Genomic DNA, 19,514 nt, shown 5'->3' with positions numbered 1-19,514 from the left:
TGTCACGTTATTCTATGGCGCTGGTATAAGGACTAAGGACGACGAGAAGAAAACGTGGTGGGAGAATTTCAGGAAGCAACACGTCAAAGGCGTGGTAGGCGTGTTGCTGGGTTTGGCCATCTTGTTCAACGGTTTTGGCGCAACCACGGGCGCTAGCCAGGCAGCCGCGATAGCGGTTGTTTTAATGATCCTCGTAACTTCGCATAAGGTTTATTATGTCAAGTAATGCTGTTTAAATACACAGAAAATGCCCATCGTTCCCGCATCAAGTAACGATGGGCGCCTGTGTTATTTGCTGCCTGTTTTGCTTGAGGTGCTAATTGTCGAAAATTTTCGTTTTGTTTCCGGCTTCATCGCTGTGCTGGGTGCAACCAATGTGAAATCGATGCGACTCGTGTCCATATCAACACGTGCTATCTTCACGCGAACCCGGTCAGTCATTCGATAGACTTTCCCGGTTCGTTCGCCACGCAGTTCATGGCGGACTTCATCAAAGTGGTAATAGTCTGCGCCAAGTTCGGAGATATGAATCAGGCCTTCAACGAAAACATTTTCCAATAACACAAACAGGCCAAAGCTGGTGACGCTTGCCACTACGCCATCGAATTCTTCGCCGAGCTTGTCCTGCATGTAATAGCACTTGAGCCAATTTTCCACGTCACGACTAGCCTCATCGGCGCGACGTTCAGTCATGGAGCATTGATCACCCAGTGCTTGCCATTTGTGTGAGGGTTGGAACTTCTTGCCGGCGATAATTGCCTTGATGGCGCGATGCACGAGCAAATCCGGGTAGCGTCGGATAGGTGACGTGAAATGGGTATAGGCTTCATAGCCCAGGCCAAAATGACCGAGATTGTCAGGGCTGTAGACGGCCTGTTGCAGGGATCGCAGCAGCATGGTTTGCAGTAATGATGCGTCTGGTCGATCCTTGATCTGCTCAAGTAATTTGGCGTAGTCCGCAGCCTCTGGAGATTCCCCGCCAGGGAGTGCCAGCGCCAGTCCGCGCAGGTATTCGCGCAGTTTTTCCAGTTTTTCCGGTGTTGGACCTTCGTGTACACGGTACAACCCGGCATGTTTGTTGTGGGTGAGAATATGCGCGGCGCAGACGTTGGCTGCAAGCATGCATTCTTCGATCAGGCGATGAGCGTCATTGCGCACGACTGGCACAATTTCGCGAATCTTGCCGTTGTCGTCGAACAGCATCATTGTCTCGGTAGTTTCAAAGTCGATGGCCCCTCGCTCCTGTCGGGCACTGCTGAATGCCTTGAATAGTGCATACAAGGTCTTGATGTGCGGGAGGACGTCGCTGTATTGAGTGGCTGTTTCACCTTTGGGGTGCGACAGCATGTCCCAAACTTTGGTATAAGTCAGGCGCGCCTTGGAGAGCATAACGGCTGGATAGAACCGATAATCCTTGATATTGCCTTTCTGGCCAATCTGCATATCGCAAACCATACATAGGCGCTCTACCTCGGGGTTGAGCGAACATATGCCGTTAGACAAGGCCTCGGGCAGCATGGGTATGACGCGACGCGGGAAATAGACTGAATTCCCGCGCTCGAATGCGGTTTCGTCCAGCGCATCGCCGGCTTGTACGTAGTGGCTAACATCGGCAATGGCTACGACCAGACGCCAGCCCTTCCCTTTCTTTTCGGCAAATACGGCATCATCAAAATCCTTGGCCGTTTCGCCATCAATGGTCACCAGCGGCAAATCGCGCAGATCGACGCGCTCGAACCCAAGGACAGGTTTCCAGTCTTTCTTGCCGACAGTCTGGGGCGTGTTGGCTGCCTGAATCTGCGCTGCATCAGAGAACACGTGTGGCAGATTGTGCTTGCGCAGAGCGATCTCGATTTCCATGCCGGGATCGTTATAGTTGCCTAGTACTTCAATCACGCGCCCTACCGGTTGGACATAGCGTGCCGGTTGCGTCAGCAATTCAACGGTTACCACCTGACCTGGGCGCGCTTTCATGGTGCCCTTGGGTTCGATGAGAATATCCTGGCTGATGCGTTTGTTTTCAGCTACCACATAATGCACGCCGCGCTCGGCGAAGAAGCGCCCAACCAGCCGTGTGTTGACATGTTCCAGTACCTCGACAATCTTGCCCTCAGGCCTGCCGCGACGATCGACGCCGATAGGACGCACCAGTGCCCGGTCTCCGTGCAAGACCTTGTCCATTTCCTTGGGACCCAGGTAGATATCGTCACCACCGCCATCCGGGATCAGAAAGCCGAAGCCATCCGGATGTCCTTGTACGCGTCCAGGAATCAGGTCGATCTTGGCCGGCAGGCACAAGGCGCCCTTGCGGTTGAGCATCAACTCGCCTTCTCGCTCCATTGCGGCCAGGCGGCGCTCGAAGGCTTCGGATTCACTGCGATGAATGGCTAGCTGTTTCTTGAGATCGTCCGGAAAAACCGGCGCACCAGCCTCTGTCAGAAGCTGCAGAATGAATTCTCTTGATGGCAACGGATTGTCATAGCGTCCCTGTTCGCGTTCCAGCCAGGGGTCTTGTGCGCGCAAGCCTTTGAGTTTTCGAGGTTTACTCTTCTCGGGGGCTGGTGCATGATCGATTGCTTCATTTTTTTTGGTAAGTTTTCTTGACATGGTTTCTTCTTTTACTCATAATCGCGCCTCTCTGTACAGCGCTGCAACATTTTAGCGCAGTTCAAGAGCCCAGGTGGCGGAATTGGTAGACGCACTAGGTTCAGGTCCTAGCGCCTTCACGGGCGTGGAAGTTCGAGTCTTCTCCTGGGCACCAACTCTCTTGAATAGTTTAGTACAGAAAAACTGCCCAGGTGGCGGAATTGGTAGACGCACTAGGTTCAGGTCCTAGCGCCTTCACGGGCGTGGAAGTTCGAGTCTTCTCCTGGGCACCATATTCCGGCAAAGCGCCCCGATGAAAATCGGGGCGTTTTTGTTTTGTCCGTATCACTTCAAGATATTGCTGTTTGTGTCTGATTCAGCAGACTTTTTGTAAAGTTATATTAGCCACCGCTGATGGATAGGCTTATATTTCTATTCTGACTTACAGCATATAGACCCACATGGCCACCGATCTGACTCAAGCCAGTATCCTGATTGCCGATGATGCGCCAACCGTGCGCCAATCCATCCGCATGACGCTGGCGCAGGTCGGCATGACTCGGGTGGATACCGCCAACAGTATCGGGGAAGCCAGGCGGCGCATTCGCAATGGAAGTTACGACATCATCCTCTGTGACTATCACTTTGGCGAAGGCATGAATGGCCAGGAGCTGCTGGAGGAGTTACGTCGATCCGGCGAGCTCTCGCTTTCGACCATCTGGTTCATGATTACCGCCGAGGCTTCATATGAAAAGGTCGTGGCGGTTGCTGAGGTCGGGCCGGATGATTATCTGATCAAGCCGTTTACCGGTGCTCTGCTTTCCAATCGGATACAGGCAGCCTGGGCGCGCAAGGCCTTTCTACGTCCCATTCTTGACAAGATTCACAGTGGCGATGCCGAAGGCGCCATAGCTGCTGCACTTGCAGTGCTGCCCAACGCTGGACAATACCGTCCCGATCTGATCCGTTTGCTATCCAATTTGCTGGTTGAGGCGGGCCGGTTGGATGAAGCCAAAAATCTCTTTGAAGAAACACTGTCGAGCAAAGTGGTGCCGTGGGCCAAACTGGGGCTTGCCAAAGTGCTTGCGCGACAAGGCAGTCAGCGCCAGGCAGAAAGCATGCTGCAGGCAGCCATTCTCACGCATACCCATTATGTGGATGCCTATGAGGAGCTTGCTGCGCTGTATATGACAGAAGGCCGCATGGAAGAGGCTATGGCGGTTTACGACAAATGCATGGCGATATCACCCAATAATGTCACGCGTTTACAGAAAGCTGGCAATCTGGCCAATATGATGGGCAACCCGGGCAAGGCGCGGCAACTACTGGAGCGGGCCGTTTTTTGTGGGGGGAATTCTTCAGCACTGTCGCCGGAAACCGTTCTGCAATTGGCACTGGCGGCAAAGCGCGATGGCGCGCTGGGCGATGCGGACAAATATTTGCGTATGGCGCAGGAGCTGGCGCGGCGAGATGATACGGTAATCAACCGTTTCGTTGGTAAATTGGCAAGCGCCATTTTCCAGAACAAGCCGGATATCTTGGCAGAACTGGAACCCTATCTGACCCATTCCGATGTCACCCAGGAGGCAGCCGTGGGCTTTCTGATGACAGCCAGCACGATCTGCCCGCCTTCGCAGTCGAGTGAGGTACCATCTGCGACAACGGCGCCCTACAAGTGGATCAATATGCTGGCGCGCCGCTTCATCACCACCCGCCATATTTCCAGCCTGCTCGAAGCTGCAGCTTCGCCACGGCTGGTCTGGCAGGGCTACATTGCCCAATGCGGCACGGAAATCACGGAGCTGAACAATCAGGGGGTGCAGTTGATGCTGAAAAAACGCACTCAGGAAGCCATGCAGCTGCTGTTGCCGCAAGCGGAAGCCACCCGCAACAACCGATTAATGCTCTCCGCCTCACATGCTGCGCTCAAGTTCCTGAAAGAAAATGATGTTCCGACCCAAGAGCGAGAGCACATCTGCAATGCTGTCAGCGATTTCCTCGAACGCCTGAAGGGTACGCTGGAAGAAAGTACACGTATCGGCTTGCGCGAAGAGCTGGATTCGCTGTTGAAATAACCGCGCGGTATTTTTGCAGCATCAGGAAGCGTGGTCTATTGCAATCTCAACCAGTATTGGCTTGAGAATAGCCACCGCATCGGCAGGCTTCATCTCCACCAAAAAACCGCGCTTCCCGCCATTGATATAAATAGCGTCCAACTCCAGAATGCTGCTTTCCATGTAAACCGGCATGACTTTCTTTGTGCCAAATGGAGAGGTTCCGCCAACCAGATAGCCTGAATGTTTGTTGGCGGTTTCCGGGGCGCATGGTGCAATCGTCTTGACGTTCAATAGACGAGCCAGATTCTTGGTAGATACCTCGCAATCGCCGTGCATCAAAACAACCAAAGGCCGTTTGTTTTCATCCTCCATGACCAGGGTTTTGATCACGCAATGTTCATCCACGCCCAGTTCGCGTGCGGAGACTGTTGTACCCCCCTTTTCTTCATAGTCGTACAGATGGGCTGAAAAATCGATCTTGTGCTGTCGCAGCACCCGAATGGCCGGTGTGACCGGCATTTTTTCACTCATGATCCAACCTCGTGGAACAAAATGGCATAATATCCGACAAAATAACTCAACAATATGACTGGAGCGACGCATGCGTCGAGCTGATATGCCCCATACCCTGGCAGATTTTCCTCAATCGTTGCGTTTTGGCCGCTTGCCAGCAGAATTCTACACCCGGCTATCACCTACCCCATTGCCCGATCCGGTACTCGTTGCCTGGAATGCTGAACTGGCGCAGGTGCTGGGTTTGCATGCAGATCCGCAGCAGCATCCTCATCTGGCAGAAATTCTGGCCGGAAATCATTTGCCTCGCGGGGCGGACCCACTGGCCAGCGTCTATGCCGGTCATCAATTCGGTAGCTATGTCCCGCAACTGGGTGATGGTCGTGCGATTCTGATCGGCGAATGTCATGCACCGGACGGCACGATTTATGAATTGCAGCTCAAGGGTGCCGGGCGCACGCCCTACTCCCGCATGGGCGATGGCCGTGCCGTGATGCGCTCTTCCATCCGCGAATACCTGTGTTCTGAAGCCATGCATGGCCTGGGTATACCGACAACAAGGGCGCTGGGTCTGGCCGGGTCTCCCTTGCCTGTCATGCGCGAAACCATTGAAACCGCTGCCGTGGTATTGCGTGTAGCGCCCACTTTTGTCCGGTTTGGGCACTTTGAGTATTTTGCCCGAACTGGCGATACGGCTTCCTTGCGCATTCTGGCGGATTGGGTGATCGACAATTTTTACCCTGATTGCCGCGATGATGCCCAACCTTATGCTGCGCTGCTCGCCCAGGTTACCCTACGCACCGCCGATTTGATTGCCCGCTGGCAAGGTGTTGGTTTTTGCCATGGGGTACTCAACTCGGACAATATGTCCATCCTTGGTTTGACGTTGGACTACGGCCCATTCGGTTTTCAAGATGGATTCAATGCGGCTCACATCTGCAATCATTCCGATCACACCGGCCGCTATGCCTGGCACATGCAGCCAGAAATCGGTTTATGGAATCTGCATTGTTTGGCGCAGGCACTGCTGCCGCTTGCAGACAAGGAAGTGCTGACCGATGTTCTGAAGCAGTACCAGCCACAATTCGAGTCAGCATTTTCCGAGCAATTGCGCCTGAAACTGGGCTTGCATGCCTGGCAGGATGAAGACTGGGATCTGGTCAACAAATTGCTGGAACTGATGCAGCAATCATCGACTGACTGGACGATTTTCTGGCGTTCATTGGCTGGATTCGATGCCGCCAGTGATGAAACCAATCATCGTTTGCCGGATCTGTTTGCCGACCGACTCGGTTTTGATCATTGGGCCGGGCAGTATCGTGCACGCTTGGCACAGGAAAATAACCAGCAACCAGCGCGTGCCGAGCGCATGAATCACGTGAACCCGTGTTATGTACTGCGCAATCATCTGGCTGAAACCGCCATACGCAGGGCTGTTCGCGAACAGGACTATTCAGAGATAGAACGCTTGCAGCGCTGTCTGGCTCAGCCATTCAGGGAAAGCCATGAATTTGCCGGCTATGCCGATCCGCCACCCGATTGGGCCAGTGCGCTGAGCGTCAGCTGTTCTTCGTGAATTTGCTGTGAAAAATCATCAACAGGAATAGCAGATGACATCCCAAACCACAGATTTGCGGGCGTTGTTGCAAACGGCTCTTGAACGCCTTGATCAGATCATTCTTGGCAAGCAAGTCACACTGAAGCTGGCCATGTCTTGTCTGCTGGCCAAGGGTCATTTGCTGATTGAGGATATTCCCGGTGTTGGCAAAACCACGTTGGCACATGCGCTGGCCAATGTATTGGGATTACGTTTCCAGCGGGTACAGTTCACCAGTGATTTGCTGCCAGCCGATATTATCGGGGTTTCAATTTATGACCGGGATGACAATCGTTTCCGCTTTCATCCCGGTCCGATCTTCGCACAGATCCTGCTGGCCGACGAAATTAATCGTGCCTCACCCAAAACTCAATCCGCGCTGCTGGAAGCGATGGCGGAACAGCAGGTTACAGTGGATGGTGCCTGCCATGCTCTCCCGCAGCCCTTCTTCGTCATTGCTACGCAGAATCCCCTGCAGCAAATCGGCGCGTTCCCGTTGCCCGAGTCACAACTGGATCGCTTCTTGATGCGGCTTGACCTGGGCTATCCCGACGCCCAGGCCGAGCGAGCGCTATTGCTGGGGCAGGATCGCCGTGAACTGATGGCGGCCCAGACACCACTTGTCACCGTTGCAGAATTGATCGAGGCACAGCAACTCGTGCAAAAGGTTCATGTCAGCCCTGCTTTGGTGGATTATGTGCAGGCGCTCGTGCAGGCTACGCGTGATGATCCGGCCTTGGTGTGGGGGCTGTCGCCACGTGCTGCGCTAGGTTTGATTGCTGCTGGTCGCGCGCATGCCTGGCTAAGCGGGCGCGAAATGGTGATCCCGGAAGATGTGCAGGCCGTTTTCATTGCCATTGCCAGCCACCGCCTGCTGTTGCGTAGCAGTGGGCGAGCCGACCGCGAACAGGCGCGTCGTATCCTTATTCAGGTAGCCATTCCCTGATCATGCGCACGGGATATCGCCGGACATATATATTACCTACCCGGCGTGGTCTGGGTTTTTTGCTGGTCATCGCCCTTGGCTTGATTGGCGCCATCAACTATCAGCTCAGTCTCGGTTTTTTCCTGACTTTTTTGCTGTTTGGCCTGTTCATCGTTGCACTCTTGCATACTTGGGCAAGTTTGCCTGGTCTGCAATTCGAAGTGGGCGCGGCCAATCCTGTCTTCTGCGGCGAGCATGCATGTTTTTACTTGCAGCTTCGCAATCCGACCAGCAGACCACGCCATGATATCCGGATAACGATCAAGCATTCCTCATGCTGGCAGGGTGAAGTTGCCGGGCAAGCCTCGGTGCGAATCCCGCTGGCAGTCCAAACCACTCATCGCGGCAACTTCCACCTGCCTAACCTGCGTGTTGATTCCTCTGCGCCATTGGGTTGGTTTCGTGCATGGCAGACGCTGGCAATTCCAGCGCAATGCTTGGTCTATCCCGCACCAGAAAGCACCCCTCCGCCGCTGCCCGATCTCCGGGATGTCGGCATTGGCGTGATGGATACCCTGCAAGGAGATGATGATTTTGCGGGCCTGCGCGAATATCACACCAGTGATTCGCCGCGGCACATTGCCTGGAAGCAGCTGGCACGCCAGCAACAGCTATTGTCCAAGCAATGGCACACCCCGCTTTCAGGACAAATCATGCTGGATTGGCATGATCTTCCGGAGCTGGATGCCGAAGCGCGTCTGTCACGGCTTGCTGCATGGGTGCTGATGGCACAGGCGCGCGAACTGCGTTATGGCTTGATACTGCCTGCCCAGCGTTGGGAGGCCGACAACGGCCCCGCACATCAGGCACGCTGCCTGGCGGCCCTGGCTTTATACGGTTCGGATCAGGCAGGTTGGTTGCGATGAAGAACGTCCAGCCAAGCCTGTTGCTGCTGGCAGCGGTTGGGGCTGCCCTGCTTCCGCACCTGTATGCACAGCCGGCATGGCTCGCTATCGTGTTGTTTTTCTTGCTGCTATTGCGTGGCGTGATGCGTTATCGCCAGGTGCAGTCCGTACCACGCTGGCTCGCCACGGTGTTGGCAGTCACGCTGGCCATGGCTGTTTTTCAAGCTCATCAGTCGCTGATCGGACGTGAAGGCGGTATCGCCTTGCTTGCCTGCCTGATCATCGCCAAGCTGTTTGAAAGTCGTGATCTGCGTGACCAAACCGTGCTTGTGATGCTGGGCTACTTCAGCACGGTTGCATTTTTCCTGCATGCGCAGTCTCCCGTAATGGCACTCATGGCACTTGCGAGTTGCCTGCTGTTGACCAGTGCCAATCTGCAACGGGTTCAGCCTCAATCCAGATCATCTCACCCTATACGACAGGCGGGCGGGCTGCTGCTTCAGGCATTGCCGTTGGCGCTCCTGCTTTTTCTGCTTTTCCCGCGCTTGCCCAGCCCCTTGTGGCAGATGCCCAGCAGCAACGTGGCACGCAGTGGCTTGTCCGGCGATATGCTGGAACCGGGCCAGGTGAGCAAACTGGCTCTGGTTGACAGCGTGGCCTTCCGGGTTGAATTCGCCGGCAGCCCGCCACCTCCCAGTTTTTTATACTGGCGCGGCCCGGTATTCGAGAACTTCGATGGTAGCCGCTGGCTGCCTGCCAGTCGCACTCGACAAGCTGCGCCCTCCATCACGGCCCATGGCAACGTCGTTGACTATACGCTGACGCTGGAGCCGCATCAGCAGCGCTGGCTGTTGGCTCTGGATATGCCTACTCGCTGGCCTTCGGGAAGCGTGTTTGGCAGCCGCTTGGAGTTGCTGTCCTTGCAACCGATCCACCAGCCACGGCGCTATAGCCTGCAATCCGCACTCGCCTGGAAAATCGAAAACGATCCGCTGGTGCGCACCTCCTCGCAACTGCCACCATCAGGCAATCCACGGACTCATGTCCTGGCTGATGACTGGAAGAGCCTGCCTCCTACACAACGTATCAGCGCGGCCTTGTCCTGGCTGCGATCGAATGATTTTGTCTATACGCTGGAACCGCCGTTACTGACTTCATCTGATCCAATCGATGAATTTCTGTTCACAAGCCGCCAAGGTTTTTGCGAGCACTTTGCCAGCAGCTTTGCCTATCTGATGCGTGCAGCGGGTGTGCCTGCACGTATCGTGACGGGTTATCAGGGCGGCAGCTGGAACAAGGCCGGCAATTATCTGATCGTGCGCCAGGCAGATGCCCATGCCTGGGTGGAAGTCTGGCTGGATAGTCAAGGCTGGCAGCGTATCGACCCCACGGCCGCCGTGGCGCCACAACGAATCAGTCAGGGATTGTCGGCCAGTGTTCCGCGGGGGGATACCTTGCCTTTGATGCTGCGTAGTGAGTCTTCCTGGCTTAAAACCTTGCGTCTGAATGCCGATGTGCTGGTGAATGGCTGGAACCATTGGGTGATCGGCTACAACCGTCAACGCCAGCTGGATTTGCTTGGCATGCTTGGCATTGGGGAGTTAGGTTCAGGTCGCTATGTTGTGTGGCTGCTGGGATCATTTTTACTGGTGTCCGGGTTGCTAGTCACCTGGATCATGCGACCACAGCGCAAGTTGCCGGAGGATCAGGCTCGACGTCTATACCAAGCGTATTGCCGCAAGCTGGCACGATGCCGGATCTCGGTGCTGCCACAGGAAGGGCCCAGCGATTTTGCACGTCGTGCAGCCATGGCCAGGCCAGACCTTGCACAAGACATACAATCCATTACCACATGCTATCTTGCTGTGCGCTATGGTGAGAAACAAGAGATGATGCATGTTTTGCAGCGGTTGGTTCGCCAGTTCAGCCCCTAATCTATGTAATGTTTTGACTCGTTGCCTCGACCCAGGCGATCCACTTGCGCTGGCACTGGATTCCGCCCTTTGCTGAGATGACGATCCATAAAACTTCAATGAGCCTGATCAGTAAGCACCATGCAAAGTCCGGCCCGCCACAACAAATAAGCAAACCGCAGGAATCCACAGCCATGGCCTATTTGCCCGAGCCCGAGTTCAGACATGACATGCCCCGCCGGATCGGGATATTGCTGATCAATCTTGGAACGCCAGAGGCACCAACGGCTGCAGCCGTCAAAACGTATCTGGCAGAGTTCTTATCCGATCCCAGAGTGGTTGAAATCCCCCGCCTGTTCTGGTGGCCGCTCTTGCACGGCATTATTCTGCAGACACGACCCAAGAAATCGGCAGCCAAATATGCTTCGATCTGGCATACCGAGGGATCTCCGTTGCAAGTATGGACGCAGCGCCAGGCCAAATTGCTGAAAGGCTGGCTGGGTGAAAACCTGAAAGAGCCGGTTCTGGTGGAAATGGCCATGCGCTATGGCAAACCAAGTATCGAAGGTGCATTGCAAAGGCTGAAAACTGCTGGCTGTGATCGTCTACTACTGCTGCCGCTCTACCCCCAGTATGCTGCAAGTACGACGGCGACTGCGGTTGATGCAGCCTGCCGGACACTGGCACGGATGCGTAACCAACCAGCACTGCGTACCGTCAAATCCTTCCATGATGATGCGGGCTATATCGAAGCACTGGCCAGCAGCGTGCAGGATCATTGGTATGCGCATGGCAGGCCGGATCATTTTTTGATGAGTTTCCATGGAGCACCCCAGCACACACTTGCGCGTGGAGACCCCTATTTCTGTCACTGCCAGAAAACCGCTCGCCTGCTGGCCGAAAAGTTGCAGCTTGATAAAACACAGTACAGCATTTCCTTCCAATCCCGCTTTGGTCGTGCCAGGTGGTTCGAGCCGAGCACCGAAGATGTGTTACGCGAACTCGGGCGCAAGAAAACAATGAAGCTCGATGTGATCTGCCCCGGTTTCGTAGCGGATTGCCTGGAAACACTTGAAGAAATCGCGCTGGAAGGCAAGCAAACCTTTTTGTCGGCCGGCGGTCGGGAATACCGTTATATCCCAGCGCTGAATGACCGTAGTGACTGGATTGACGCGCTGGGCACGCGCGTGATCAGTGAACTGGCGGGGTGGCTGCAGTCTGACTGGAATCGTGAATCCGAGCTTGCTGCAGCAAATCGGACGCTTGCATGCGCCAATAATCTGGGCGCAGAAAAATAATCTTGGGATTTTGCCCAAGAAACGCTAAACTCATCGGTAAGCTTATTCTTACAATTAAGGAGAAAAAAATGGCCACCCGTCTTTTTTTGGCTGAAGACGATCTGATTCTCGCAGATGCACTGAAAACCAGTCTGTGTCAGGCAGACTTTCAGGTTGACTGCGTGAACGATGGTGCGCTGGCTCTTCAAATCCTGCTGCACAACGATTACGACGTAGTTGTACTTGATATTGGCCTGCCGAATATGGATGGCCTGACCGTGTTGCGCAACGTTCGCCAACACAAGCCTTCGCTGCCTATCCTGATCCTGACGGCACTGGATGGCTTGGAAGATCGCGTACTTGGCCTGGATGCCGGGGCTGACGATTACATCGCCAAGCCGTTCGAATTCGCCGAATTGGAAGCACGTCTGCGCGCCCTGCTGCGTCGCAGCCAGATTCTGCCGCAATCGGTACAGCAACTTGGCAATTTACGTCTGGATCGTGCCGGCCAGCGTGCCTGGTGCAATGACACGCCACTTGATCTTTCCGCGCGTGAGCTGACGGTGCTTGAAATTCTGATGAGTAATATCGACCGTGTTGTGACCAAGGAACAAATTGTTGCTGAACTTGGTAGCGACAATGCCGAAGTTGGCCTGAATGCCATCGAAGTCTATGTTCACCGTCTGCGCAAAAAACTGGAACCCTGTGGTGTTGTGATCCGTACCATTCGTGGTTTGGGCTACCTGCTGGAAAAACAGCAAGGTGCGCATGGTGGTGCCGCGTAAACCCTCACTTCGCAGACAGTTTCTTGTCTGGCTGCTTGTTCCTCAGTTGATATTCTGGCTGATCGGCGCGGCACTGACTTTCAGTGTCGCGCTGTACTACGTCAACAATCTGATTGATCAGAACCTGCAGCAATCCGCCCGGGCGCTGGTTTCGTTCGTGCACTGGCATGGCGATGCGCCCGGCGTGGATTATGGTGAACGGGTGGAATCGCTGCTCAAAGCTGCTGACAGCGAAGCCAATTTTCACTATGCCGCTTATCTGACACCAGGTGGCGTGCTTTTCAGCAGTAAAAAATTCCCTCTGCCCAATTACGGGGCTGGTCCACAACGCATCTTCTACGATACAGAAATCGATGGCAAACATGCCCGCGCCATCGCACTGGTGGAGCCACTGGATACGGACTCAGGCAGGCGCTGGCTGATTGTTCAGCTTGCCCGCACCGATAACGCCCAATGGAAACTCTACCGTGACATGTTCCTGGCCATGATCATGCCGCTATTCATCCTGGCGGTAGGCGCATCCATTCTTACTCGCTGGGGAGTTGGCCACGGTCTGGCGCCTTTCAAATATTTGCAGCAATTGGTCGAGGCCAGAAAACCGCAGGATCTCTCGCCGATCGATATTGGGAAATCTCCGCAGGAACTGGTATCGCTGTTTGATGCACTCAATCATCTGCTCAACAGCGCAAGAGAAACCATTGACCGGCAGCGGCGTTTTATCGGCGATGCTGCACACCAGTTGCGCACTCCCCTGGCCGGACTCAAATCCCAGACCGAACTGGCAATGCGCGAATCCACGTCACAGGCACAGCGTGAACGCCTGGCGATGGTTCACACCAGTGCAACACGCAGTATCCATCTTGTGAACCAGTTGCTGACACTGGCGCGCTCCGAACCTGGCAATCAGGCCAGCATTTTGCGCGTGCACATGGATCTGGTGAAACTGATACGCGAACTGACAGCGGAGTTGGTTCCCAGGGCGCTTTCAGCCCGGGTCGATCTGGGTTGCGAATGCAATTTGAATGAGGCCTGGATTGAAGGCAATTCGGTTTTGCTCAGGGAGCTGTTTGTCAATCTGGTTGAAAATGCGATCAAGTATATCCCGCAGGATGGCTGTGTCACTGTTCGCCTGAATGAAGACGGTGGGAAATACGTGGTGGAAGTCGAGGATGATGGTCCTGGGATTCCGGATAGCGACAAGCTACGCGTATTCGAGCGTTTCTATCGTCGCCAGCAGGATAGCAATGGTTGTGGCCTGGGCATGGCGATCGTCAAGGAAATTGCCGAGCGGCATGGCGGGGCCGTAGTGCTGCGGGATGCGGTCCCGCACGGTTTGATTGTGCGGGTGGAATTGCCGCATTAGGCGCTCTGTTACTTGCCGGATACGTTATCACCGATGTTTGCACGGCACACGGCTTCGTATTCCGACGCGTCAACAGGCTCGCCTTACACCTACAGAGTCCACTTATACGGCCAGCCCCACCATCAAAATAGCGTCGTATCACTTCCTGCAACCGGAGTGGTGGTTTCCAGCGATACCCACCCCCAGTCCAGTGCCAGGTTCATGGCAAAGTGCAACAAGGCCAAGGCAACCGGCAAATAACCGATGATTGCCGCTACCACCAGCGCGCGCCGCTCATTCAGGGCTTGTGCTACAGCAACCACCAGCAAGACCACGCCATAGACGGCCAGCGGAAACGCAAATGCCATGCTCAGGTTTTCCGGCAACAGCAAGGTCAATGGCTCCAGCAACTGGGTTGAGCTGACCAGCACCACCAGCGGGAAAAGGCTGCCATTGATGGGACGCTTGAGTATCCAGCGCCACCACCCCATCAGCCAGAACGATAACAGCAAAGTTTCCAGCAGGTTTAAAACCACAAAAAAGCCGACTCTGGCAATGAAGCCAGCCTGAAATTCGTATGCGCTGGCCGCCCCCACCACACCAATGAGGGCAATCCAGGCCAGCGGTTGCCATGCCGGATAAACATAGTGACTCAGGGGTTGAATCCTGAATCGCAGCAAATCAAGCACATCACGAATCAGTTTGTTCATCACGAGAAAATGACCGTCTTGTTGGCATAAACCAGCACGCGGTTATCCAGATGCCAGCGCACGGCGCGGGAGAGTACGATTTTTTCCAGATCACGGCCGTGCTGGATCAGGTCATCCACTTCATCCCGGTGCGAAATACGGATGACATCCTGCTCGATGATCGGGCCGTCATCCAGCACTTCGGTCACATAGTGACTGGTTGCACCAATCAGTTTGACACCTCTGGCAAAGGCGCGATGGTATGGCTTGGCGCCTTCAAATGCCGGCAGGAAGCTATGGTGAATATTGATGATGCGGTTCGGGTAGGATGCTGTGAAATCATGCGAGAGGATCTGCATGTAGCGTGCCAGCACGATCAGATCGATACCGGCAGCTTCCAGCAATTCGCGCTGCTTGCGCTCGGCTTCGTGCTTGTTGCCTTTGCTGACTTCGATCAGGTGGAAAGGAATGCCATAAAAGTCGGCTAGCGGGCGGCAGGTTTCATGGTTCGAGATGACCAGTGGGATCTCGCAATGCAATTCACCGCTGTGGTAGCGATGCAGCAAGTCGGCAAAGCAGTGATCATACTGGGAAACGAAAATGGCCATTTTCTGGCGGGCACTAGACAATGCCACACGCCAACGCATGTTGAACTTGTCCGCAATAGGCTGGAAGGCCGGCGCGAATGCGTTCATGTCGAGGGTGAAATCGGAGAGATCCCACTCCACGCGCATCAGAAACAGATTTTCCGAATCGTCCTGATGCTGGTTGGAGTCAACAATATTGGCGTTATAGGTCAGCAAAAAATTGGCAATGGCCGCAGAGATGCCTTTCTGATCGGGGCAACTCACCAGCAGTGTGGCAGTGGTTTTCATTGTTGAATGGCTATGAGAGATTGAAAAATAGCCGATGATTTTATCATCTAACGATTTGCCATGCGCTGTACCTGCTGCGAAACAGCGGTAAGATTGCGTACTTCATTCAACACACGCGTTCCGCCAGATGTTCCACATCGTTTTGTTTCAGCCAGAAATTCCCCCCAACACCGGCAATATCATCCGTCTGTCAGCCAATACCGGTGCCACATTGCACCTGGTCAAACCCTTGGGTTTTCCGCTAGACGACACCAAAATGCGCCGAGCCGGGCTGGATTACCATGAATATGCCACGATGCAAGTGCATGAATGCTGGGACGATTGCCTGAAAGTGTTGGCTGGGCATCGCTTCTTTGCTGCGACCACACGCGGCGCACAGCGCTATGACCAGATTGCCTACCAGGCTGGTGATGTCTTTGTTTTCGGGCCGGAAACGCGAGGTCTGCCTGCAGCGTTGCTGGAAACCTTCCCGTCCGAGCGTCGCATACGCTTGCCAATGCGGCCAGATAACCGCAGTTTGAATCTCTCCAATGCCGTGGCGGTGACTCTTTTCGAAGCCTGGCGGCAGCAAGATTTCGCCGGCGGCGCCTAATGAATTCAATTCGTGAAAGCCTGTCGCGAGAGGCGCGTAGCTGCACGGGAACCGGGGTTTATGTCGATTCCGTGCAGCTAGACCTTGAACAGGTTTTCGAACAGGTTTTGCAGCAGGGGGAAAAGACCCACTCCCACGAGCACCGCACCCAGACCGCGCCTGATCCAGGCCTTGCGCAGAAAATCGCGCAGCAATTCTCCGCCAAGCGCGATCAGCAGCAGATTGGGCAAGGTGCCAAGCCCGAACAACAGCATGATGCTGCTTCCCTTGACTGGATCGGCACTGGCCATGGCGGCAAGGCTGGCGGTATAGACCAGGCCGCATGGCAACCATCCCCACAGCATCCCGGCTGCAAGGCATTGCCAGAGATTGCGAACCGGCAGCAGGCGCGACATGACTGGCTGCAAGCGTCGCCAGATCGGGGCGCCCAGCCGTTCAATATGACGTACCCAAACCGACCAGCCTGCAATTTGCAGACCCATCCCGATTAGCAACACATGCGCCAATATTTGCAGGGTTTGTTGAACGATATCCAGCATGCCGCGTGTTGCCAGTCCCGCCACTGCGCCAAGCAGCCCTCCCATCAGGACATAACCGCCTATACGGCCCAGATTGAAAACAAGGTGCCACGGCCAGCGCGACTGAGTAGCGGGCAACTGCAAGCTGAATGCTGCAACAATTCCGCCGCACATGCCTGCACAATGTCCGCCGCCAAACAGGCCAGCAATAAAAAAGGCCGCCAGATCCAGTTCAAGCATGAATTGTCCCATTCCAGTGTTGCAGTTACCGGGGATTATGTCAGGTGAGTGCCAGAACAGGAATGTGGCAAAAAGCTACGGATGCCTCATCCCGCAAGGGGCAAGGCATCCGGCAGAGTGGCTGGTTTGCGCAAAAACAGTATCAACAGGAATTAAATCAGTCGGGAATAACGGTTTCCGCCAGTATTTGCACGAAGATAACGATCAAACACCATGGCAATCGAGCGTACCAGCAGTCGTCCGGCCGGCAGGACAATGATCCGGTCAGGCTCGATACGCAGCAGGCCATCGTGTGCCATCGCTGCTAGGTCGGCGAGCTCAGCCGAAAAATATTGTCGGAAATCGATCAGGTAACTGATTTCGACCGGCTGAAAGCTGACTTCAAATTGGCACATCAGCGACTGAATGACTGTCCGGCGCAGCAGATCATCCCGCTCCAGACTTAGCCCCCGATCTATTGCTAGTTGACCTGAATCAATAACCGCATAATAATCTTCGAGCGTTTTAATGTTCTGGCAATAACTCGTACCAACTTTGCTGATGGCAGAAACGCCAAAAGCCATGAGATCGCACTCTGCATGCGTTGAGTAACCCTGGAAGTTTCGGTGCAACCGGCCTCTTCGCTGCGCAACGGCCAGTTCATCGTCAGGCAGGGCAAAATGATCCATGCCGATGAATACATAACCGGCATCCATCAATAACCTTATGCTGTTGGCCAGAATTTCCAGCTTGGTATCCGGTGAGGGCAGATCTTCGGAATTGATCCGACGTTGTGGCATGAACCGCTCGGGCAAGTGAGCATAGTTGTAGAACGATAACCGATCCGGACGCAGTGCCAGCACCTGTTCGATGGTGGCCTGTACGGATTTGGCGGTTTGCAGTGGCAGGCCATAGATCAGATCGATGCTGATCGAACTGAAACCGTTGTTGCGGGCATCCTGGATGACCCTTGCGGTTTCCTCGAAACTTTGGAGGCGATTGACGGCCTGTTGCACGGCGGGGTTGAAATCCTGAACACCCACGCTCATGCGGTTGAAGCCAAGTCGGCCCAACAGTTGAATAGTCGTGGTATTGACCTTGCGCGGATCGATTTCAATGGAAAACTCTCCGTGGGCTTGCAGGTCAAAACGGGTACGGATGGCTTGCATCAGACGCTCGAACTGATCGTCTGAAAGGAAAGTGGGTGTGCCGCCGCCAAAATGCAGTTGTGACACTTTCGGGCGATACGGCAACAGGTCTGCCTGCAGGTTGATTTCACGGATCAGGTGATCAATGTAGGTATCCGCCTGCGAGCGATCCTTGGTGATGACCTTGTTGCAGGCGCAGTAGTAGCAGATGGTGTTGCAGAACGGAATGTGCACATACAGGGACAACGGATGAATGATGGTTCCTGGCTTGGATTGGCACAGGAAATGCTTGTAATCAGCAGGGCCAAATGATGTGCTGAAGCGGTCGGCTGTCGGGTACGAGGTGTAACGCGGCCCTTTGCCGTCGTAACGCACGATCAGATCATGATCAAAAACAATTTGTTGCAGTTCCGGAACCAGAGTTGAAGATGGTGCCACTTAGGTAGTTCCCAAAAGGTTGATTACATACATCGAGAATTATTGCACTTTAGCGGTGAATATGAGGCATTCTCGTTGACCGGCATCAAGCCGTCGACGTGAAAGCCATACAAAGACATGATTGACTGAAGCCAGATCAAACTAACATGACGATGCTCTCTCCGATACAGGTTCGTGACATATCCATCCGGCAACTGCGCCAGAACTGCTCCACTTGCAGTCTGCGCGAGCTCTGCTTGCCCATCGGGCTCAATGCCGAAGAAATGCGTGAACTCGACGCACTGATCACGCAAGGACGCCCGGTAAAACGCGGTGATGGCCTCTATCGGGCCGGTGAGCCTTTCCGCTCGCTGTATGCGGTGCGGGTTGGCTTTTTCAAATCCAGCGTGATTTCCGAAGATGGCCGTGAGCAAGTCACGGGTTTTCATATGTCGGGCGAATTGATGGGCATGGATGCCATCAGTTCGGATGTGCATACTTGCGATGCCATCGCGCTGGAAGACAGCGAAGTCTGCGAACTGCCATTCGCAGAGATCGAAAGCCTGGCGCGCAATGTTCCGGCCTTGCAGCATCATCTCTACAAGGTCATGAGCCGTGAGATTGTGCGCGATCACGGTGTGATGCTGCTTCTGGGCAACATGAAGGCGGAAGAGCGACTGGCAGCATTCCTGCTCAATCTGTCGCAGCGCTTTGCCTTGCGTGGTTATTCCGCGACGAGCTTTCATCTGCGCATGACGCGCGAAGAAATCGGCAGTTATCTCGGCTTGAAGCTGGAAACAGTGAGCCGGATTCTGTCGCGCTTCCAGGATCAGGGCCTCATCAAGGTACAGAATCGCCTGATTGAAATTATCGACTATGATGGTCTAAAGAAAATACTGAGCACCTGTCAGGGTTAGGCTCTGTTGACCTTTGATTAATTTTTACGCGGCTGGGTATTTTGCTCCAGTACAAGGCATTTCCCAGGCCGCGGTACGGGTACCGCAAGTGGGAAATAACGCCGTAATGGAGCAAAAGACCCAGCCGCCCGAAGGGCAAGTCCGCCAATTTTGCCGGATGCTTTGTCGCCAATGCTCGCAATACACCAGTATTGCTTGCGCTTGGCTTCTCGCCCCGGCAAGTTGGCGGGCTTGCGTAA

At 54.5% G+C, this 19,514-nt stretch carries 17 protein-coding genes and 2 tRNA genes; 12 read left to right on the top strand and 7 right to left on the bottom strand.

What is annotated here, in order from left to right; genetic code table 11:
- Positions 1–288: 288 nt before the first annotated feature.
- On the bottom strand, positions 289–2,607 hold the full coding sequence (gene rnr / locus AC0KVQ_RS11370; RefSeq protein WP_473421276.1) for a ribonuclease R: 2,319 nt from the start codon (positions 2,605–2,607) through the stop codon (positions 289–291).
- 67 nt (positions 2,608–2,674) lie between these two features.
- On the opposite strand from rnr, the gene AC0KVQ_RS11365 reads away from it, so the two are divergent.
- The 3 genes from AC0KVQ_RS11365 to AC0KVQ_RS11355 all read left to right on the top strand — a co-directional run bounded on the left by AC0KVQ_RS11365 (position 2,675) and on the right by AC0KVQ_RS11355 (position 4,661).
- Positions 2,675–2,761: transfer RNA gene (locus tag AC0KVQ_RS11365), tRNA-Leu, on the top strand.
- Between the two features lie 31 nt (positions 2,762–2,792).
- A tRNA-Leu gene (locus AC0KVQ_RS11360) sits at positions 2,793–2,879 on the top strand.
- A 168-nt stretch (positions 2,880–3,047) separates the two neighbouring features.
- Entirely contained in the window at positions 3,048–4,661 is a 1,614-nt protein-coding gene (locus tag AC0KVQ_RS11355) for a response regulator (protein ID WP_473421275.1), read from the top strand.
- Between the two features lie 21 nt (positions 4,662–4,682).
- Here AC0KVQ_RS11355 and ybaK read toward each other — a convergent pair whose 3' ends face one another.
- Positions 4,683–5,174 (bottom strand): Cys-tRNA(Pro) deacylase, encoded by a 492-nt coding sequence (ybaK, locus tag AC0KVQ_RS11350; RefSeq protein WP_473421274.1) that lies wholly within the window; start codon positions 5,172–5,174, stop codon positions 4,683–4,685.
- A 70-nt stretch (positions 5,175–5,244) separates the two neighbouring features.
- Here ybaK and AC0KVQ_RS11345 point away from each other — a divergent pair, with 70 nt between their 5' ends.
- The 7 genes from AC0KVQ_RS11345 (at position 5,245) to AC0KVQ_RS11315 (ending at position 13,921) form a co-directional block, all read left to right on the top strand.
- Positions 5,245–6,732, top strand: coding sequence for a protein adenylyltransferase SelO (locus tag AC0KVQ_RS11345; RefSeq protein WP_473421273.1), 1,488 nt, complete (start codon positions 5,245–5,247; stop codon positions 6,730–6,732).
- Between the two features lie 34 nt (positions 6,733–6,766).
- On the top strand, positions 6,767–7,699 hold the full coding sequence (locus tag AC0KVQ_RS11340) for an AAA family ATPase (protein WP_473421272.1): 933 nt from the start codon (positions 6,767–6,769) through the stop codon (positions 7,697–7,699).
- Between the two features lie 59 nt (positions 7,700–7,758).
- Positions 7,759–8,604: a DUF58 domain-containing protein gene (locus AC0KVQ_RS11335; RefSeq protein ID WP_473421271.1), complete on the top strand. Its 846-nt coding sequence runs from the start codon at positions 7,759–7,761 to the stop codon at positions 8,602–8,604.
- Positions 8,601–10,517 (top strand): transglutaminase TgpA family protein, encoded by a 1,917-nt coding sequence (locus tag AC0KVQ_RS11330; RefSeq protein ID WP_473421270.1) that lies wholly within the window; start codon positions 8,601–8,603, stop codon positions 10,515–10,517. Before AC0KVQ_RS11335 ends, AC0KVQ_RS11330 begins: the two co-directional genes overlap by 4 nt.
- Before the next feature lie 173 nt (positions 10,518–10,690).
- Positions 10,691–11,794 carry a ferrochelatase gene (hemH, locus tag AC0KVQ_RS11325; protein ID WP_473421269.1) on the top strand — a complete coding sequence of 368 codons (1,104 nt, stop codon included), beginning with the start codon at positions 10,691–10,693 and terminating at the stop codon, positions 11,792–11,794.
- Positions 11,795–11,862: 68 nt separating this feature from the next.
- Positions 11,863–12,558, top strand: a complete 696-nt coding sequence (locus AC0KVQ_RS11320) for a response regulator transcription factor (RefSeq protein WP_473421268.1) — start codon at positions 11,863–11,865, stop codon at positions 12,556–12,558.
- Positions 12,548–13,921, top strand: coding sequence for a sensor histidine kinase (locus AC0KVQ_RS11315; protein ID WP_473421267.1), 1,374 nt, complete (start codon positions 12,548–12,550; stop codon positions 13,919–13,921). The genes AC0KVQ_RS11320 and AC0KVQ_RS11315 overlap by 11 nt, the downstream gene beginning before the upstream one ends.
- A gap of 122 nt (positions 13,922–14,043) precedes the next feature.
- Here AC0KVQ_RS11315 and AC0KVQ_RS11310 read toward each other — a convergent pair whose 3' ends face one another.
- The gene (locus AC0KVQ_RS11310) at positions 14,044–14,610 is read right to left on the bottom strand and encodes a hypothetical protein (protein ID WP_473421266.1); all 567 of its coding nucleotides are present in this window, start codon (positions 14,608–14,610) and stop codon (positions 14,044–14,046) included.
- Complete coding sequence (gene purU / locus AC0KVQ_RS11305; RefSeq protein ID WP_473421265.1) at positions 14,610–15,464, bottom strand: formyltetrahydrofolate deformylase; 855 nt, start codon at positions 15,462–15,464, stop codon at positions 14,610–14,612. Before purU ends, AC0KVQ_RS11310 begins: the two co-directional genes overlap by 1 nt.
- Before the next feature lie 127 nt (positions 15,465–15,591).
- On the opposite strand from purU, the gene trmL reads away from it, so the two are divergent.
- Positions 15,592–16,056: a tRNA (uridine(34)/cytosine(34)/5-carboxymethylaminomethyluridine(34)-2'-O)-methyltransferase TrmL gene (gene trmL, locus AC0KVQ_RS11300; protein WP_473421264.1), complete on the top strand. Its 465-nt coding sequence runs from the start codon at positions 15,592–15,594 to the stop codon at positions 16,054–16,056.
- 77 nt (positions 16,057–16,133) lie between these two features.
- On the opposite strand, the gene AC0KVQ_RS11295 is transcribed toward trmL, so the two are convergent.
- Together AC0KVQ_RS11295 and hemN are read right to left on the bottom strand one after the other, a co-directional pair.
- Positions 16,134–16,814: a sulfite exporter TauE/SafE family protein gene (locus AC0KVQ_RS11295; protein ID WP_473421263.1), complete on the bottom strand. Its 681-nt coding sequence runs from the start codon at positions 16,812–16,814 to the stop codon at positions 16,134–16,136.
- Positions 16,815–16,966: 152 nt separating this feature from the next.
- Complete coding sequence (hemN, locus tag AC0KVQ_RS11290) at positions 16,967–18,379, bottom strand: oxygen-independent coproporphyrinogen III oxidase (protein ID WP_473421262.1); 1,413 nt, start codon at positions 18,377–18,379, stop codon at positions 16,967–16,969.
- A 146-nt stretch (positions 18,380–18,525) separates the two neighbouring features.
- Between hemN and fnr the strand changes: the two genes are divergently transcribed.
- Positions 18,526–19,275, top strand: coding sequence for a fumarate/nitrate reduction transcriptional regulator Fnr (gene fnr, locus AC0KVQ_RS11285; protein WP_473421261.1), 750 nt, complete (start codon positions 18,526–18,528; stop codon positions 19,273–19,275).
- A 17-nt stretch (positions 19,276–19,292) separates the two neighbouring features.
- Here the strand turns inward: fnr and AC0KVQ_RS11280 are convergent.
- The coding region (locus AC0KVQ_RS11280) for a hypothetical protein (protein ID WP_473421260.1) at positions 19,293–19,514 on the bottom strand (222 nt) is incomplete at its 5' end.

The organism is Formivibrio sp. oc-25 (assembly GCF_055810895.1).
Note: the sequence above shows the minus strand (reverse complement) of the source record. Positions and strands in the feature narration are given on the sequence as shown.

What these genes read in the sequence shown, in the direction of transcription:
- rnr (WP_473421276.1), bottom strand. Translation starts at nt 2,607, where the DNA reads ATGTCAAGAAAACTTACCAAAAAAAATGAAGCAATCGATCATGCACCA.
- AC0KVQ_RS11355 (WP_473421275.1), top strand. Translation starts at nt 3,048, where the DNA reads ATGGCCACCGATCTGACTCAAGCCAGTATCCTGATTGCCGATGATGCG.
- ybaK (WP_473421274.1), bottom strand. Translation starts at nt 5,174, where the DNA reads ATGAGTGAAAAAATGCCGGTCACACCGGCCATTCGGGTGCTGCGACAG.
- AC0KVQ_RS11345 (WP_473421273.1), top strand. Translation starts at nt 5,245, where the DNA reads ATGCGTCGAGCTGATATGCCCCATACCCTGGCAGATTTTCCTCAATCG.
- AC0KVQ_RS11340 (WP_473421272.1), top strand. Translation starts at nt 6,767, where the DNA reads ATGACATCCCAAACCACAGATTTGCGGGCGTTGTTGCAAACGGCTCTT.
- AC0KVQ_RS11330 (WP_473421270.1), top strand. Translation starts at nt 8,601, where the DNA reads ATGAAGAACGTCCAGCCAAGCCTGTTGCTGCTGGCAGCGGTTGGGGCT.
- hemH (WP_473421269.1), top strand. Translation starts at nt 10,691, where the DNA reads ATGGCCTATTTGCCCGAGCCCGAGTTCAGACATGACATGCCCCGCCGG.
- AC0KVQ_RS11320 (WP_473421268.1), top strand. Translation starts at nt 11,863, where the DNA reads ATGGCCACCCGTCTTTTTTTGGCTGAAGACGATCTGATTCTCGCAGAT.
- AC0KVQ_RS11310 (WP_473421266.1), bottom strand. Translation starts at nt 14,610, where the DNA reads ATGAACAAACTGATTCGTGATGTGCTTGATTTGCTGCGATTCAGGATT.
- purU (WP_473421265.1), bottom strand. Translation starts at nt 15,464, where the DNA reads ATGAAAACCACTGCCACACTGCTGGTGAGTTGCCCCGATCAGAAAGGC.
- trmL (WP_473421264.1), top strand. Translation starts at nt 15,592, where the DNA reads ATGTTCCACATCGTTTTGTTTCAGCCAGAAATTCCCCCCAACACCGGC.
- AC0KVQ_RS11295 (WP_473421263.1), bottom strand. Translation starts at nt 16,814, where the DNA reads ATGCTTGAACTGGATCTGGCGGCCTTTTTTATTGCTGGCCTGTTTGGC.
- fnr (WP_473421261.1), top strand. Translation starts at nt 18,526, where the DNA reads ATGACGATGCTCTCTCCGATACAGGTTCGTGACATATCCATCCGGCAA.